The sequence below is a fragment of the Pseudonocardia sp. CA-142604 genome (assembly GCF_050948475.1).
In the GTDB taxonomy this organism is placed as follows: domain Bacteria; phylum Actinomycetota; class Actinomycetes; order Mycobacteriales; family Pseudonocardiaceae; genus Pseudonocardia; species Pseudonocardia alaniniphila.
The window spans coordinates 2,097,151-2,113,085 of the sequence record NZ_CP192045.1 but is presented as its reverse complement, the minus strand read 5'-3'; the positions used below and the strand labels follow the sequence as shown (position 1 = coordinate 2,113,085).

17 protein-coding genes are annotated in these 15,935 nt (G+C 71.4%); 6 read left to right on the top strand and 11 right to left on the bottom strand.

Features of this window, described 5'->3' with window-relative positions:
* Positions 1–20: 20 nt before the first annotated feature.
* The 6 genes from ACQPZQ_RS09555 to ACQPZQ_RS09530 form a co-directional block, all read right to left on the bottom strand.
* Entirely contained in the window at positions 21–638 is a 618-nt protein-coding gene (locus ACQPZQ_RS09555; protein WP_433294170.1) for a potassium-transporting ATPase subunit C, read from the bottom strand.
* A 5-nt stretch (positions 639–643) separates the two neighbouring features.
* Positions 644–2,725: a potassium-transporting ATPase subunit KdpB gene (gene kdpB, locus ACQPZQ_RS09550; protein ID WP_433294168.1), complete on the bottom strand. Its 2,082-nt coding sequence runs from the start codon at positions 2,723–2,725 to the stop codon at positions 644–646.
* The gene (kdpA, locus tag ACQPZQ_RS09545; protein WP_433294166.1) at positions 2,722–4,383 is read right to left on the bottom strand and encodes a potassium-transporting ATPase subunit KdpA; all 1,662 of its coding nucleotides are present in this window, start codon (positions 4,381–4,383) and stop codon (positions 2,722–2,724) included. Before kdpA ends, kdpB begins: the two co-directional genes overlap by 4 nt.
* Positions 4,384–4,420: 37 nt before the next feature.
* The gene (kdpF, locus tag ACQPZQ_RS09540; protein WP_241041304.1) at positions 4,421–4,513 is read right to left on the bottom strand and encodes a K(+)-transporting ATPase subunit F; all 93 of its coding nucleotides are present in this window, start codon (positions 4,511–4,513) and stop codon (positions 4,421–4,423) included.
* A 408-nt stretch (positions 4,514–4,921) separates the two neighbouring features.
* The gene (locus tag ACQPZQ_RS09535) at positions 4,922–6,139 is read right to left on the bottom strand and encodes a DUF1700 domain-containing protein (RefSeq protein WP_433294163.1); all 1,218 of its coding nucleotides are present in this window, start codon (positions 6,137–6,139) and stop codon (positions 4,922–4,924) included.
* Between the two features lie 73 nt (positions 6,140–6,212).
* The gene (locus tag ACQPZQ_RS09530; RefSeq protein ID WP_241041306.1) at positions 6,213–6,533 is read right to left on the bottom strand and encodes a PadR family transcriptional regulator; all 321 of its coding nucleotides are present in this window, start codon (positions 6,531–6,533) and stop codon (positions 6,213–6,215) included.
* 184 nt (positions 6,534–6,717) lie between these two features.
* Here ACQPZQ_RS09530 and ACQPZQ_RS09525 point away from each other — a divergent pair, with 184 nt between their 5' ends.
* From ACQPZQ_RS09525 to lysA, 3 genes are all read left to right on the top strand, one after another.
* Complete coding sequence (locus ACQPZQ_RS09525; RefSeq protein WP_433294161.1) at positions 6,718–7,158, top strand: hypothetical protein; 441 nt, start codon at positions 6,718–6,720, stop codon at positions 7,156–7,158.
* 21 nt (positions 7,159–7,179) lie between these two features.
* On the top strand, positions 7,180–8,214 hold the full coding sequence (gene corA / locus ACQPZQ_RS09520) for a magnesium/cobalt transporter CorA (RefSeq protein ID WP_433294159.1): 1,035 nt from the start codon (positions 7,180–7,182) through the stop codon (positions 8,212–8,214).
* Between the two features lie 183 nt (positions 8,215–8,397).
* The gene (gene lysA / locus ACQPZQ_RS09515; RefSeq protein WP_433294157.1) at positions 8,398–9,735 is read left to right on the top strand and encodes a diaminopimelate decarboxylase; all 1,338 of its coding nucleotides are present in this window, start codon (positions 8,398–8,400) and stop codon (positions 9,733–9,735) included.
* A 16-nt stretch (positions 9,736–9,751) separates the two neighbouring features.
* Here lysA and mutM read toward each other — a convergent pair whose 3' ends face one another.
* From mutM to ACQPZQ_RS09490, 5 genes are read right to left on the bottom strand one after another with little or no spacing between them, the layout of a single operon-like run.
* Positions 9,752–10,633 (bottom strand): bifunctional DNA-formamidopyrimidine glycosylase/DNA-(apurinic or apyrimidinic site) lyase, encoded by an 882-nt coding sequence (mutM, locus tag ACQPZQ_RS09510; protein ID WP_433294155.1) that lies wholly within the window; start codon positions 10,631–10,633, stop codon positions 9,752–9,754.
* Positions 10,634–10,642: 9 nt separating this feature from the next.
* Complete coding sequence (gene rnc / locus ACQPZQ_RS09505) at positions 10,643–11,371, bottom strand: ribonuclease III (RefSeq protein ID WP_433294153.1); 729 nt, start codon at positions 11,369–11,371, stop codon at positions 10,643–10,645.
* A gap of 58 nt (positions 11,372–11,429) precedes the next feature.
* Entirely contained in the window at positions 11,430–11,612 is a 183-nt protein-coding gene (gene rpmF, locus ACQPZQ_RS09500) for a 50S ribosomal protein L32 (RefSeq protein WP_241041312.1), read from the bottom strand.
* Positions 11,613–11,640: 28 nt separating this feature from the next.
* On the bottom strand, positions 11,641–12,216 hold the full coding sequence (locus ACQPZQ_RS09495; RefSeq protein ID WP_433294151.1) for a YceD family protein: 576 nt from the start codon (positions 12,214–12,216) through the stop codon (positions 11,641–11,643).
* Positions 12,217–12,270: 54 nt separating this feature from the next.
* The gene (locus ACQPZQ_RS09490) at positions 12,271–12,735 is read right to left on the bottom strand and encodes a hypothetical protein (protein ID WP_433294148.1); all 465 of its coding nucleotides are present in this window, start codon (positions 12,733–12,735) and stop codon (positions 12,271–12,273) included.
* Between the two features lie 114 nt (positions 12,736–12,849).
* On the opposite strand from ACQPZQ_RS09490, the gene ACQPZQ_RS09485 reads away from it, so the two are divergent.
* Genes ACQPZQ_RS09485 through ACQPZQ_RS09475 form a run of 3 tightly spaced genes read left to right on the top strand, consistent with a single transcriptional unit; the run spans position 12,850 to position 15,851 of the window.
* Positions 12,850–13,518, top strand: coding sequence for a response regulator transcription factor (locus ACQPZQ_RS09485; RefSeq protein ID WP_433294146.1), 669 nt, complete (start codon positions 12,850–12,852; stop codon positions 13,516–13,518).
* 9 nt (positions 13,519–13,527) lie between these two features.
* Positions 13,528–14,919 (top strand): sensor histidine kinase, encoded by a 1,392-nt coding sequence (locus ACQPZQ_RS09480; RefSeq protein ID WP_433294144.1) that lies wholly within the window; start codon positions 13,528–13,530, stop codon positions 14,917–14,919.
* Positions 14,916–15,851, top strand: a complete 936-nt coding sequence (locus tag ACQPZQ_RS09475) for a TAXI family TRAP transporter solute-binding subunit (protein WP_433299090.1) — start codon at positions 14,916–14,918, stop codon at positions 15,849–15,851. Before ACQPZQ_RS09480 ends, ACQPZQ_RS09475 begins: the two co-directional genes overlap by 4 nt.
* The last annotated feature ends 84 nt before the right edge of the window (positions 15,852–15,935 follow it).

The window sequence follows — 15,935 nt, the reverse complement described above, 5'->3', positions numbered from 1 at the left end:
ATGGGGAGCGGATCGTGCGGTCAGTGCCGGGCCTCCTGCACCGCGAGGTTCAGCTCGGTGACGTTGACCGTCGGCTCCCCGAGGAAGCCGAGGATGCGTCCGGAGCTGGCCTCGGAGACGAGGTTGCGGACCTCGTCCTGCGACAGCCCGGTGACCCGGGCCACGCGCGCGACCTGCAGCTCGGCGTAGGCCGGGCTGATGTCCGGGTCCAGCCCGGACGCGGACGCGGTCACCGCGTCGGGCGGAACGAGCGCCGGGTCGACGCCCTCCCGCTGCGCGATGAGCGCGCGGCGCTGGTTGACCGTGTCGAGCAGGTCCTGGTTGAACCCGCTCTTGTTGGAGCCACCGGAGGTGGTGGTGTCACCCGGACCCAGCGGGTCGGATGACGAGGCCGAGGGCCGGGCGTGGAAGTACGGGTCGGCGGCGGCGTCGGTCGGGACCGGGTCGATCCCGATCAACGACGACCCCACCGGGGTGCCGTTGGCGTTGTAGATGATCGAGCCTTCGGCGTTGGCTGCCAGCCCCGGGATGTGCCCGACCCCGTACACCACCAGCGGGTAGATGATCCCGCAGAGGATGGTGAACGCGATCAGGACCCGCAGCCCGGTGGCGGTCTGGCGCCACAGCGTGGTGAGCATGAACCTCAGATCCCTGGAATCAGACGGACGAGCAGGTCGATGACGAAGATCCCGGCGAACGGCATCACCACACCGCCCAACCCGTAGATCAGTACGTTGCGCCGCAGCAGGTTCGCCGCACTGGACGGCCGGTAGCGCACACCGCGCAGGGCCAGCGGGATCAGCGCCACGATGATCAGGGCGTTGAAGATGACCGCGGACAGGATCGCGGACTGCGGCGTGGCCAGATGCATGATGTTCAACAGCCCCAGCGACGGGTAGATCGCCACGAACATCGCCGGCAGGATCGCGAAGTACTTCGCGAGGTCGTTGGCGATGCTGAACGTGGTCAGCGCCCCGCGGGTGATCAGCAACTGCTTGCCGATCTCCACGATCTCGATCAGCTTGGTCGGGTCGGAGTCCAGGTCGACCATGTTCCCGGCCTCCTTGGCCGCGGCCGTCCCGGTGTTCATCGCCACCCCGACATCGGCCTGCGCGAGCGCCGGCGCGTCGTTGGTGCCGTCACCGGTCATCGCGACCAGCCGCCCACCCTCCTGCTCCTGACGGATCAACGCCATCTTGTCCTCGGGCGTCGCCTCGGCCAGATGGTCATCCACCCCCGCCTCGGCCGCGATCGCCCGCGCCGTCCGCGGGTTGTCACCCGTGATCATCACCGTGCGGATACCCATCGCCCGCAACTCGCTGAACCGGGCACGCATACCGGGCTTCACCACGTCCGACAACCGGATCACACCCAGCACCCGGGCCCCGGCACCGTCCGGCGAGTTCGCCTCGGCCACCACGAGCGGGGTGCCACCGCCGTCGGAGATCTCGGCGACGATCGCGTCGATCTCCCCGGACTCCACATGGGTCCACCCCGCCACGGCCGATCCTGCGCCCTTGCGGACCGAGCGGCCGTTCAGATCCACACCCGACATGCGGGTCTGGGCGGTGAACGGCACGAACTCCATCACGGCCTCGTCCGCCGTGGCCTCGGCGGGCAACCTGTACTCGCGGGCGCACAGCTCGACGATGCTGCGCCCCTCCGGGGTCTGGTCGGCCAGGCTGGAGAGCCGGGCGGCCGTGGCCAGGTCCTGGGCGCTCACCCCGGAGATCGGGATCAGCTCGGTGGCCTGCCGGTTGCCGAACGTGATCGTGCCCGTCTTGTCCAACAACAGCGTGTCGATATCGCCCGCCGCCTCGACCGCACGACCGGAGGTGGCCAGCACGTTGCGCTGCACCAACCGGTCCATCCCCGCGATACCGATCGCGGACAGCAACGCACCGATCGTCGTCGGGATCAGACACACCAACAGCGCGGTCAACACGATTAGCGACTGGTTCACCCCGGCATACGTGGACATCGGGGCCACCGCCACCACAGCCAGCAGGAAGATGATCGTCAGCACCGCCAGCAGGATCGTCAACGCGATCTCATTCGGCGTCTTCTGCCGCGAGGCACCCTCGACCAGAGCGATCATCCGGTCCACGAACGACTCACCCGGCTTCGTCGTGATCTTCACGACCACCCGGTCCGAGAGAACCGTGGTGCCACCGGTGACGGAACTGCGGTCACCACCGGCCTCCCGGATCACCGGGGCCGACTCACCGGTGATCGCCGACTCGTCGACCGTCGCGATGCCCTCGACGACGTCGCCGTCACCCGGGATCGTCTCCCCCGCCTCGACCACCACCAGGTCACCGATACGCAACTCGGTGCCCGGCACCGACTCCTCCGCACCATGCGAACCCAGCCGCCGCGCGACCGTCTCCTTCTTCGTACGCCGCAGCGACTCCGCCTGCGCCTTACCCCGACCCTCCGCCACCGCCTCGGCCAGGTTCGCGAACAACACCGTGAACCACAGCCACACCGCGATCCACCACGCGAACACCGACGGCTGGATGATCGCCATCACCGTCACGACAACGGACCCGACCCACACCACGAACATGACCGGGTTGCGCAACTGCGTACGCGGGTCGAGCTTGCGCAACGCCTCCGGCAACGACTCCCACAGTTGCTGGGGGCTGAACGCTCCCGCCTTGACGGCCTGCGGCGCGTGCGACGCCGCGGTGGGAGCCTTTTTCTCCTGAAGTCCGAGGGTCATGAAAGAGCCTCCGCGATGGGCCCGAGAGCGAGGGCCGGGAAGAAGGTGAGGGCCGCTACGAGGATCAAGGTGCCGCCGACCATCACCCCGAACAGCGTTCCGTCAGTGGGCAAGGTGCCTGCGCTGGCTTCCACCCGCTTCTGCTTCGCGAGCGAACTGGCGAGCACGAGCACGGCGAGGATCGGCACGAAGCGGCCGAAGAGCATCGCGAGCCCGGTCGTGACCTGGAAGAAGTCGCTGGTGACGGTGAGGCCGCCGAACGCGCTTCCGTTGTTGTTGGCTGACGAGGCATAGGCGTAGAGCACTTCGGAGAAGCCGTGCGCTCCGTCGTTGCCGAGGGCACTGAGTGTGCTCGGGAGCGCGATGGCCAGGCCGGCACCGATCAGGACGATCGCCGGCATCGTCAGCAAGGAGATCGAGGCGGCCGTCACCTGGACCCGGCCGATCTTCTTGCCCAGGTACTCCGGTGTGCGCCCGACCATGAGGCCGGCCAGGAACACCGCGATGATCGCGATGATGAGGATGCTGTAGAGGCCGGTGCCGGTACCACCGGGCGCGACCTCGCCGAGCAGCATGTTCAGGATCGTGATCCCGCCGGCACCACCGGTGAAGCTGTCGTGCCACGAGTTGACCGCCCCGGTGGACGTGCCGGTCGTCGACACGCCGAAGATGATCGAGCTCGGTATCCCGAACCGGACCTCCTTGCCCTCCAAGGCCGCCCCGGCGGCCTGCGCGGCCGGCCCGTTGGGGTGTGCCTCGGACGCCCAGGCGAGTGCGATGAAGACGAGCCAGACCGCACCCATGACGGCGACGAGCACCGTGCCCTGCCGGGTGTTGCGGACCATGGTCCCGAACGTGCGGGTGAGCGCCACCGGGATCACGAGCTCGAGGAAGATCTCGACGAAGTTGCTCAGCCCGTTGGGGTTCTCGAACGGGTGGGCGGAGTTGGCGTTGAAGATGCCGCCGCCGTTCGTGCCCAGCTCCTTGATCGACTCCTGGGACGCCGCGGGCGCCAGCGCGAGCGTGTGCTGCGTGCCGTCGACGGCGGTGACGTCGACGCCGGACTTGAACGACATCACCACGCCCGTCGCGATCAGGATGATCGCGAAGACGAAGGAGATCGGCAGCATCAGCCGGATGACGCAGCGGGTCAGGTCGACCCAGAAGTTGCCCAGCCGGTCGGTGTTGTAGCGGACGAACCCGCGGATCAGCGCAATTGCGACCACGATGCCGACCGCCGCCGACACCACGTTCTGGACGGTCAGACCGGCCATCTGCACGGTGTTGCCGAGCGTGGTCTCCGGGACGTAGGACTGCCAGTTCGTGTTGGTGACGAACGAGATCGCGGTGTTGAACGCGACCGCGGCGGGCACCGGGTCGTGCCCGAACGCCATCGGGAGGAAGGTCTGGAGCCGCTGCAGCAGGTACAGCAGGATCACGCCGACGAAGGAGAAGCCCAGCACGCCTGCCGCGTACGTGCTCCATCGCTGCTCGGCGTTCGGGTCCACCCGGAGTATCCGGTACAGGGCCAGCTCGAGGCCGGAGTGCTTGTCGCTCGTGAAGATCCGCGCCATGTAGTCGCCGAGCGGCTTGTACACGATCGCGAGGACCACGAGCAGCGCGACGATCGTGAGGATGCCGGCAAGGGTGTCGCTCATGAATTCACCCCCGCCCGGGGGTTCTCGTCAGTGCGCATCAGAAGCGCTCCGGACGCAGGAGGGCCACGAACAAATAGATGAGCAGGCCCAGCGCGATGAGCCCGCCGACGATGTATGCAGCGGCGTTCACAGGGACTCGAGCCCCCTCGCGATAAGGGCGAGGATCGCGAAACCTGCGATCACCAGCACCACGTAGGCCAGGTCGGCCATCGTTTCTCCTCCACCAGGACACACCGGTCCGCCGAGCCGACGGACCGGTGCGCGAGCATCGTCGGAGTCGGCGGGGCATAGCGGACCGCGAACGCCGCGTTGACGCCTTTGGCCTGCGACGTTGACGCGTTCCTGACGCGCTGGTGGTGGTGCTCACGCGCGTGGGAAGAGTGGGCCGTGCCGGCGCCCCCGACGCATACCGGCACGGCCCGGGCACAACCGGCCGCCAGCTGCAGCGACCGGCCGGAGCTGACCGCACACACCTGGTGGCCACCGCGCACATGTCATGCCCTGTGTGCGGCGGCCACGAGGTGCGCGCCGTGAGGGTTCAGCCTGTGGGGGTGGGGGGTGCCGTAGGCGGAGCCGGCGGGGTCGGCGGGGCCGGCGGTGTCGTGGGCGGCGGCACCGTCACCTGGCCGGTGGCCGACGGCGTCCCGGAGGGCACCGCCACAACCAGTGGCCCGGGCGGGATGGTCACGCAGTCGCCGGTGCGGGGGTCGTAGTCCACGGTTCCGCGCGGGTACGGGCGGGCCGCGCTCGCCCCGGGCGCCGAGAACCGGTACTCGTCCTCGCACGAGGAACTCGTGGTCGTGTCGATCGGGCGCCCGTTCTGGTCGAACAGGTAGACGCCGGTGAGCGGGTTGCCCGCGGCGTCGACGGGCCGGATGTCGAGGATCTGCCGGTCCATGTCCTGCCACAGGCCCGGCTGCTGGTAGCGCTGCACCGAGGCGCCGGACGACGAGGAGGAGCCGAACAGGGCGGAGCTGCCGAGCAGCAGCAGAAGCAGCGCGGCCGCGAGACCGTTCAGCGGGACCACCGCCCAGAGCCAGCGCCGGTCACGACGGGTGCGGTGCCCCAGCCAGATCGACAACGGCACGGTCACCAGCGACAGCAGGACCACCAGTGCGAGCTCCGCCCCCACCACGATCTCGTCCACCAGCACCGCAGCGACCACCCCCCTGGCCACCCACCAGGCCGGCTGCAGGGCCGCCAGGAAGTCCGTGACGGACCGGGCGGCCGTTCCGGGGGGCGGCATGGCGGCGACGAGCCGGCGCATCGCCGGAAGAGCGGTCAGCGAGGGCAGCTCCGGGCCGTCCCTGGTGACGAGCGGGAGCCCTGCGAGGGCGAGGAGCATCCCGAACAGGACGACCTCGGGGGCGCTCGCCGCGACCCCGAGCATGATCAGCACGGTGGATGCGACGAGCCCGGCGATCGCGAGCCGTGCAGCACCCGCCCTCGACGGCTCCCGCGGTGCTCCGGACGCGGGCGGGTATCCGGCCGCCGCCCGCAGCTCGCCCGCGTAGGCGTCCGGGGTGCCGAGCCGATCCACCAGCGCGGCGAGGTTCGCCTCGCTCCCCAGCTCAGCGGTCAGGTCGGCGAGGTGCGCGCGGGCGTCGTCGAGGATGTCGGCGAGCTCCGGTGCCGGCAGGTCCGCCAGCGCGGAGCGGATGCCGGCCAGGTACTCCTCAACCGGCCCGGCCAGTACCCGCACGTTGGGCACGCCATCGGTTCCACCGCGCTTGACGTCGTCGTTGTCGCCGGTCACGCGACCTCCTCGCTAACGCTCGTCGGCTGCGTTCGCGCCGGTGCTGTGTTGAATGGTGGGCTCGCAAGCTCGCTCACGCTGCCCCCACCAGCCCTTCCATCGTCTCGGCGAACGACCGCCAGGTCTTCACCAGCTCCCGGAGCCGGTCCCGGCCCGGCCCGTTCACGCTGTAGTACTTGCGGTGCGGCCCCTCCTCGCTCGGCACGACGTACGAGGTGAGCAGGCCGGCGTTGTAGAGCCGGCGCAGCGTTCCGTAGACGGAGGCGTCGCCCACCTCCTGTAGTCCGGCCGCGCGCAGCCCGCGCACCACCTCGTAGCCGTAGCCGTCCGCGCGGTCCAGCACCGCGAGCACGGCGAGGTCGAGCACCCCCTTGAGCAGTTGGCTCGTGTCCACACCTCCCCCTCCCCTGGTCGACGTGCCCGGCCGGTCGTGCGGACCGGCTTGCGCACGGCACAGTACTACGCACCGCGCAGTAGTACGACAACCGCATGACAGGCGCGTCAGAGGTCGCCCCGGCCCCGTCAGAAGGACGTCAACAGTTCTTGAGCGCCGGATGCCGCGCTGGATCGTCGAAGACGTGCTCGCACCCCGACCCACCACAGGCGACACCGCTCCCGCGCAGCCCCTCATGTCCGGCCCGGTCGGTGGCGTTCTGGGTCTTCCCGCCGGGGCCATCGCCGCCATCGCCGCCTGGGCGTTCGCCGGCGACCACACGATGGGGCTCGCGTTCGCCGCCGCGGCGGCCGTCATCCTCGCGGCGATGACCACCACGGTCGGTGCCGTCGTCACCGCGAGCCTCAGCTGGGCCTGCTACGACGGCTTCGTCCTCCACCGCTTCGGCACCCTCGAGGGCGGCCGGGGCGACCTCATCGCGCTCGGCATCGTGGTGGGAGTAGCCCTCGCCGCACGAGCGGCCGCCGCCGTCGTGCAGCACGTACGGACGACCGAAAGTCGACGCGACTACCCTGCGAATGTGCCTCCGGAGGCACGGTCGCGCATCCGGAGCATGACCGGGTAGCCGCACCTGACGGGAGTACGGATGTCGGTCGTCGACAACGCCATCTACATCGACGGCCGGCGGGCCGTCGATCCGACGTCGCTCGACCACACCTTCGAGGAGCTCCGCCAGTGCCCTGATCAGGGGCGCAGCTTCTGCTGGATCGGGCTCCTGCGGCCCAGCAAGCAAGAGATCGAAGCCGTCGCCGAGGAGTTCGGCCTGCACCCCCTCGCCGTCGAGGACACCATCACCGCCCACCAGCGGCCGAAGCTGGACCTCTACGGCGATGTCGTGTTCGTGGTGCTGCGCCCCGCCCGGTACGTCGACCCCGTCGAGGTCGTGGAGATCGGCGAGGTGCACCTGTTCATCGGCCCCGACTTCGTGATCACCGTCCGGCACGCCGAGGAGCCCGACCTCGCCGCGGTCCGCAAGCGGCTGGAGGGCGATCCGGAGCTCCTCGACAACGGCCCGTACGCCGTGCTCTACGCGGTGCTGGACAAGGTCGTTGACGACTACTTCCCGGTGCTCGACGGCTTGCAGGACGACATCGACGGCATCGAGGTGCAGGTCTTCGGCGGTGACCCCGGGGTCTCGAAGCGGATCTACCAGCTGAGCCGCGAGGTGATCGAGTTCCAGCGAGCGGTCGAGCCGTTGCGGGAGGTCTTCGTCGAGCTGCGCGACCGGCTGAAGGCCACGGCGAGCCAGTCCGACCTGGAGCTGCGCCGGTCGCTGCGCGACGTGTCCGACCACGCCATACGCGTGATGGAGCGCGTCCAGTCCTTCCGCGACCTGCTCTCCAACATCGTCCAGGTCAACGCCGCGCTCGTCGCGCAACGCCAGAACGAGGAGATGGCCCGTTTGACCGAGGCGGGCTTCGACCAGAACGAGCAGGTCAAGCGCATCTCGTCGTGGGCGGCGATCCTCTTCGCCCCCACGCTGGTCGCCTCGATCTACGGCATGAACTTCACCCACATGCCCGAGCTCTCGTGGACCTACGGCTACCCGTTCGCGATCGGGCTGATGCTGCTGTGCGGGATGATCCTCTACACGATCTTCAAACGGGCCGGCTGGCTCTGAACCGCCCGTACGGCCCCCGAGTGGCCCGAACCACTCGGCGCTATGGCGGCGTCAGGACACGGCCGGTGGCCGTCAACGCCGCGGTGACTCCCTGTTCCGTTCGGTCCGATCGCGGGAGAACGGAGACCTCGGCGGTCTGCCGGCCGCCGTCGCCTCCGGAGACCGCCGGATCTAGGAGAACAGGTGACTCTCGCCGATCTCATCCCGTCACTTCGCACGTCGCTCTCATCCCGACTGGCCCCGGGCCTGTGGCCGGAGACTGCCCGAGCGACGTGTGACGGGCAGCTGCTCGTGGGCGGGGTGGACCTCGCCCAGTTGGCCGCGCAGTTCGGCACGCCGGTCCTGGCCATCGACGCCACGGACGTCCGCTCCCGCTGCCGGGCCTACCGGGAGTCGCTCCCGGGAGTGGAGATCGCCTACGCCGCGAAGGCGTTCCTCTGCCGGGCCATTGCCCGGCTGGTCGACCAGGAAGGCCTGGCGATGGACGTGTGCTCCGGTGGCGAGGTCGCCGTGGCCGCGGCCGCCGGCTTTCCCGGATCTCGGATGGTGATGCACGGCAACGTCAAGACCACCGAGGACCTCAAGACGGCCATGGCCACGGGCGTGGGCCGCATCGTGATCGACTCCCTCGAGGAGATCGCCCCGCTCGCAGCCCTCGTGCCGACCCGCCAGCAGGTGCTGCTGCGGGTCGTCCCCGGGGTCGATGCCGGCACGCACGCCGGGCTCACCACCGGCACCGAGGACCAGAAGTTCGGGCTCTCCATCGCGACCGGTGCCGCCGCGGAGGCCGTGCGTGGCGTGCTCGCCCGGCCCGAGCTGGAGCTGGTCGGCCTGCACTGCCACCTCGGCTCCCAGGTGCGCTCGATCAACCGGTACGTGGAGGCCTCCGAGCGCATGGTCGCCTTTCTCGCCGAGATCGCACGCGAGCACGGCATCGAGCTGCCGCAGCTGGACATCGGCGGCGGCCACGCGGTGGCGTACGCGCCCGAGGAGGAGTCGATGGACCTCGCCGCGTTCGGACGCACCGTGCCGGCCGCGATTGCCGAGGCGTGCCAGTGGCACGGCCTGCGGATGCCCCGCCTGACCGTCGAGCCCGGTCGGGCGCTCATCGCCCGCGCGGGCGTCACGGTGTACCGGGTCGCGGCTGTCAAGCACGGGGTGCACCGCACGTTCGTGGCCGTGGACGGCGGGATGAGCGACAACCCACGGCCGGCGCTCTACGGCGCGCGTTACCACGTGCGGCGCTTCGGCAGGCCCGAACGCGTGCCGTCCCGGCCGGTCACGGTCGTCGGACGGCACTGCGAGTCGTCGGACGTGCTCGCCGAGGAGGCGATGCTCCCCGAGGACATCGCCGCGGGCGATCTCCTTGCCGTGCCCTGCAGCGGGGCGTACCACTCCTCGCTCTCCTCGACCTACAACCAGATCGGCAGGCCGCCGGTCGTCGCGGTGGCGAGCGGCGCGGCCGTGCCGATGCTGCGCCGGGAGACGTTGGAGGACCTGATGCTGCGCGACGCGGGTTGAGGAGCGGTCCGGCGGATCAGGCGTGCGGATGACGCGGTCGTGGCTGGCAGCGCGGGCAGCTGAACGAACTGCGGTTCATGAACGGGTCGCGCCGGATGGGCGTGCCGCAGCGGCGGCACGCCCGGTCCGCCTGGCCGTAGACGTCGAGCGAGCGGTCGAAGTAGCCGGACGCCCCGTTCACGTTCACGTAGAGCGCGTCGAACGACGTGCCACCGGCCGCGAGCGCCGCCGCCATCACCTCGGTGGCGGCGGTGAGCACCTCGCGGCCCTGCTTGCGGGTGAGTGCCTCGGTGGGGCGGGCCCAGTGCAGCCGGGCCCGCCAGAGCGCCTCGTCCGCGTAGATGTTGCCGATGCCCGACACCACCGTCTGGTCCAGCAGCGCGCGCTTGAGCCCGGTGCGCCGCCGCCGGATGGCCGCGACGGCCTCGTCGAGGTCGAACGCCGGGTCCATCGGGTCGCGGGCGATGTGCGCGATCGGTTCGGGCAGCAGGCCTCCCCCGGCCGCAGGCACCAGCGGGTGCACCGACAGGCCCCCGAACGTCCGCTGGTCGACGAAACGCAGCTCCGTGCCGCCGTCGGCGAAGCGGAACCGGATGCGCAGGTGCTTCTCGTCGGGCCGGTCGTCGGCGGTCACGAGCATCTGCCCGCTCATGCCGAGGTGGGCGAGCACGGCATCGTCCCCGTCGGCGCCGCCGTCGAGGTCGAGCCATAGGTACTTGCCCCGGCGGCGGGCCCCGGTGATGGCGCGCCCGGTGAGTCGGGCGGCGAAGTCGTCGCCGCCTGCCACGTGCCGGCGCACTGCACGGGGATGGGCGACCGTGACCGCGGCGATCTTGCGGTCGAGAACGTGGTCGGCGAGGCCGCGACGGACGACCTCGACCTCCGGGAGCTCCGGCACGGCCGGGTGTCAGCCGGGGCCGGACGCAGCGGGCTCGCTGCCCGCTGCGGCTTCGGCCGTGAGAGTGCGCCACGCGAGCTCGGCCGCCTTCTGCTCGGCCTCCTTCTTCGTGCGCCCTTCGCCCGACCCGAGCTCCCGGTTCGCCACGACCGCGGTGGCAGTGAAGATCTTGAGGTGGTCCGGGCCGTCCTCGGCGATCCGGTACTCGGGGACGCCGAGCTCCGCCGCCGCCGTGAGCTCCTGGAGGCTCGTCTTCCAGTCCAGCCCCGCCCCGAGCAACGGCGCGCTGCGCATCAAACCGTCGAAGAGACGGTCGACGAGGCCACGTGCCGTCTCGAGCCCGTGCTCGAGGTACACAGCGCCGATCAGGGCCTCCGTGGCGTCGGCGAGGATGCTCGCCTTCGTGCGGCCACCCGTCAGCTCCTCGCCGCGGCCGAGGTAGAGGTGCGCACCGAGCCCGCCGTCACCGAGGGTGGCCGCCACGCCGGCGAGCGCGTGCATGTTGACGACGCTCGCGCGCAGCTTGGCCAGCTGTCCCTCGGGCAGGTCCGGGTGGTCGCAGTAGAGCCGCTCGGTGACGATGATGCTGAGCACGGAGTCGCCGAGGAACTCCAGGCGCTCGTTGGTGGGCAGCCCGCCGTTCTCGTACGCGTAGGACCGGTGGGTGAGCGCCAGAGTGAGTAGATCGTGGGCGATCTCGACTCCGAGGGACGCGAGAAGGGGCCCGCGGTCCTCCACGGGCCCCTGTAGGCCTCGCGCTACCACTGCGTCGTCGCCGATTCCGTGCTCCCGGCGATCAGGCCGGGGTGACGACCTGGCGGCCGTCATAGGTGCCGCAGGTGGGGCAGGCGACGTGCGGGGGCTTGACGGCCCGGCAGGCGCGGTTCGAGCAGGCGACGAGCGTGGGTGCAGTGGCCTTCCACTGCGACCGGCGCGAGCGCGTGTTCGACCGCGACATCCGGCGCTTCGGAACAGCCACGGTGAATCTCCTAGCAGTACTCGAGGGATCAGTCTGCGGACAGGCGCTCACGCAGAGCGGCCCACCGAGGATCCAGTGTCTCATGCCCGTGGCCGGGCGCGAGGTCGGCCCGCTTCTCCCCACAGTCGGGGCAGAGGCCGAGGCAGTCAGGGCTGCACAGCGGGGCAAGGGGCAGGGCGAGCACGACCGCGTCGCGCACGGTCTGCTCGACGTCGACCATCTCGTCGACGACCCTCGGCAGCTCGTCCTCGTCGGTGGTCTCGTCGGTGACGCTGTCGGGATAGGCGAACAGCTCCGAGAGCTCGACGTCGATCTCGTCGGTGAGCGCGTCGAGACAGCGGGCACACTCGCCCGTGAGGGGCGCGTGCACGCTGCCCGAGACGTAGACCCCTTCGGTGACCGACTCGAGCCTGACGTCGAGCTCGATGGGTTCCCCCGCCGGCACGGCGATGGTCTCCAAGCCGAGCGCAGCAGGGGCCGCCGGAGCCGGGACGGTGCGCTGGTAACTGCGCATGTTCCCCGGACGCCGCCCGAGCTCACGGGTGCTGAAGACCCACGGGCTTGCCGGATCGGGGTGGCCGGGGACGGGGTGGTGCGTACTCACCCCACCAGAGTAGTAGCCCGGGACGATGCGGGCACCGCGCCGGGAAGTCGTCGGTCAGCCCGGTGTGACCTGGAACTCCGCCGTGCCACCCCCGGCGCGCATGACCTCGATCACGGCGGTGCCGACGGTGGCGTCCGAGCCGGGGGCGACCGTCACCGTGGCCCCGTCGGCCGTGAACGTGACGCCGGCGTCCTCGACCGCCGCGATCGCGATGACCGGACTCGAGCCGCAGGAGAACGTCGTGTGCCCGTTGACGGTGGACGAGCGCGCGCTCGTGCCCGAGCTGTTGATCGACGTGCCGCCGGACGTCACCCTCACGCGACAGAACCCTGAGGCCGCCCGCGGCACAGCCGACGGCGAGGCGCTCTGCGGGGAGGGTGCTGCCTGGCCGGACGCGTCCGGGCGGGAGCTGGGCTCACCGGTGATGCTCGTGGTGCAACCCGCCACGACGAGCATCGGCAGCGTGACGGCGACCAGCACGGAGCCGAGCACGCGCAGGCGGGTACGGAGGAGCTTCACGATCCGGATCGTGCCGTTGATCCAGGTTGGTTGGCGAGCCCTGTGCGACGACCGGCCGTGCGCATGCCGCCGACCAGGGTATGCCGCTCGGCATTCGTCCGGCAGGCTGATCACGTGCGTGTACTGGTGGTCGAGGACGACGACGGGGTCGCCGACGCGGTGCTCGAGGCGCTGACGGCCCACGGGCACACCGCGGTCCGGGCGGCCCGCGCAGCCGAGGTCTGGGGCAACGCGCACGACGCGGACGTCGTCCTGCTCGATCTCGGGCTCCCCGACGCCGACGGGCTCGACGTGCTGCGCAGGCTGCGGCGCATCACCTCCACGCCGGTGCTCGTGCTCACCGCGCGCGACACCGAGCGGGACGTGGTGCGGGGGCTGCGGCTGGGCGCCGACGACTACGTGGTGAAGCCGGTGCGCCTGCGCGAGCTGCTGGCGCGCATGGAGGCGGTGGCGCGCAGGGCCCGTGCGGGGCGCTCCGCCGACGACGCCCCGGCGGACGTCGTGGAGATCGAGGACCTGCACATCGACCTGGGCGCCCGGCGGGCCACCGTCGGCGGGAACGAGATCACCCTGACCGTGAAGGAGTTCGAGATCCTCGCTGCGCTCGCCCGCAGGCCGGGAGCCGCCGTCAGTCGTCAGCAACTGCTCGACGAGGTCTGGGGGGATGCCTACCTCGCGGTTTCACGCTCGCTCGACGTGCACCTCGCAGCGTTGCGGGCCAAGCTCGGGCGCCCCGGGCTGCTGACGACGATCCGCGGGTTCGGCTTCCGGCTCGGCGGCTGAGGACATCCCGTGCGCCGTCGCCTGCTGCTGGTCCTCTCGGCGTTCTCGGTCGCCACCGTCGCGGCCTTCGCGCTGCCGCTGCTCGACAGCACGGCGGCCGAGCGCACGCAGCGGTTCGTGCTCGCCCGCACCGCCGACATGGACCGCTTCGCCGCGTACGCCCAGCAGGCGGACCAGGACACGGGCACGGCGCTCGCGGAGGAGGTCCGGGCGCACAGCGAGCTCTACGGCGAAGGGGTCGTGGTCGTGGACCGGGGGGCCCGTCCGATCGTCGAAGCCGGTCTGGACGTCGACGATCCCGGGGTGCTCGCGGCCGTCGACGCCGCCCTGCGCAACCAGCCGGCCGCCCGGCCGGAGCGACTCGGGCCAGGGTCCGACGAGCCGGTGCTGTTCGCGCGTCCGGTCGGAACCGGCACGCAGGTGGAAGGTGCGGTCGTGTTGCGGGCCTCGCCCGCCGGGGCCGCGGCCGACATCGCCACCGCCTGGACGGCCATCCTGGTCGGTGCGCTGGCTGCGGCTGTGGCGTTCGCCGCGCTGGCGCTGGTGGTGGCCCGCTGGGTGCTCCGGCCGGTCGCCGAGCTGGCGGGAGGGGTGCGTGCGGTCGCCGAGGGGCATCCCGGAGCGCACGTGTCGCCGCGCGGCGGCCCGTCGGAGCTGCGCGAGCTGGCCACGGCGTTCAACCGGATGTCCGACGTCGTCTCCACCAGCGCCGAGCAGCAACGCCGGCTCGTCGCGGACACCTCCCACCAGCTGCGCAACCCGCTCGCTGCGCTCCGGCTGCGGGTCGACGCCCTGGACGCGCACGTCCCGGACGACGGCCGCCGGACCTACCGCTCGACGCTCGCGGAGGTGGAGCGGCTGGAGTCGCTCCTCGACGGGATGCTCGACCTCGCCTCCGCCGAGAGCCGGGCCACGGACCTCGCAGCAGGCGACGCCGGCGGCGAACAGGCGGACATGGGCACGGTCGTGGCAGAGCAGGTCGAGCTGTGGGCACCGGTGGCCGAACGCGCCGGAGTGCGGCTCGTCGTCACCGAAGGGCCTGCGGCCGAGGTGGCATGCTCCGCGTCGGAGCTGGCCCAGCTGCTCGACGTGCTGCTGGACAATGCCGTGAAGCATGCGGGGGCCACGGCCACCGCACGGGTCGGCTGGACCGCGGCCGGGACGCCTGGAGCACGGCGGGTCCGGCTCGAGGTCCGCGACGACGGACCGGGGCTGCCTGCCGAGGACCTCGGCCGCGCCACGCAGCGCTTCTGGCGTTCGGCGCAGGCGAACGGGAGCCGCGGGTCGGGGCTCGGGCTCGCGATCGCGGAACGCCTCGCGACCGCACGAGGTGGGGCGCTGTGGCTCGCACCCGCGCCCGGCGGGGGTCTGGCCGTCACCGTGGAGCTGCCGTGCCTGTGACCTTCTCCCGCCGGACGGTCCTGCGCGCGGCGCCACTGGCTCTGGCGTTCGCCGCCGCCGGCTGCAGCGGCGACGGCGAGCCGCCGGTCGTGGTGGCCGCAGGCGAGCCCGGGGGCTTCTATGTGGAGTTCGGCGAGCTGCTCGTCCGGCAGCTGCAGGCCGCAGGGATCCCCGCGCGCGTGATGGAGACGGGCGGCAGCGTCGACAACGCCCGCCACGTGGAGGACGGCACGGCCGCCCTCGGGCTCGCGCTCAGCGACATCGCCGTGGCCGCCCTGCGGGGCGAGGCGCCGTTCGCCCAGGGGGTGGCCCTGCGGGCGATCGGGCGCGTCTACGAGAACTACATGCAGGTCGTGGTGCGTGCCGAGGACTCGATCGCGGACGTCGCCGACCTGGCGGGACGGCAGGTCTCGCTCGGAGCGCTCGGCTCCGGCGCCGCCGTGTTCGGCGACCGGCTGCTCGCCGCGGCCGGGATCACCGCCCCGGTCACCCGGCGGCCGCTGCGCGAGGCCGTCACCGCGCTGGACTCGGGGGCGACGGACGCGCTGCTGTGGTCCGGCGGCGTGCCGACGCCCGCACTCGACGAGCTGGCGGCCCGCCGTCCCATTCGGCTGATCCCGCTGGTCGGGCTCCTGCCGCAGCTGCGCGCCCGCCACGGGGAGGTCTACGGGCCGGTCGCGGTGCCGGCCGGGGTGTACGGGACGAGCACGCGGGTGCCCACCGTCGGCGTCGCGAATCTCCTCGTCGCGGGCGCCTCGCTGCCCGACGACGTGGCAGGCGCGGTCGCGCGCACCCTCGTGGGCTCCGCGCCCGATCTGGTGCCCTCGGCGGCCCTGGGCACCCAGTACCTGGACCAGCGATCGCTCATCGGCACCGGGGACGTCCCGCTGCACCCCGGCGCCGCGGCCGCCTACCGCGACCTGCACGGCTGAGCGACCAGTCTCCTAAGCGTTGGTAAAGATCTCATCCGAGGTACTGCTCCACGTTGTGATCGCTTTTACCTTCCCTGCGACACC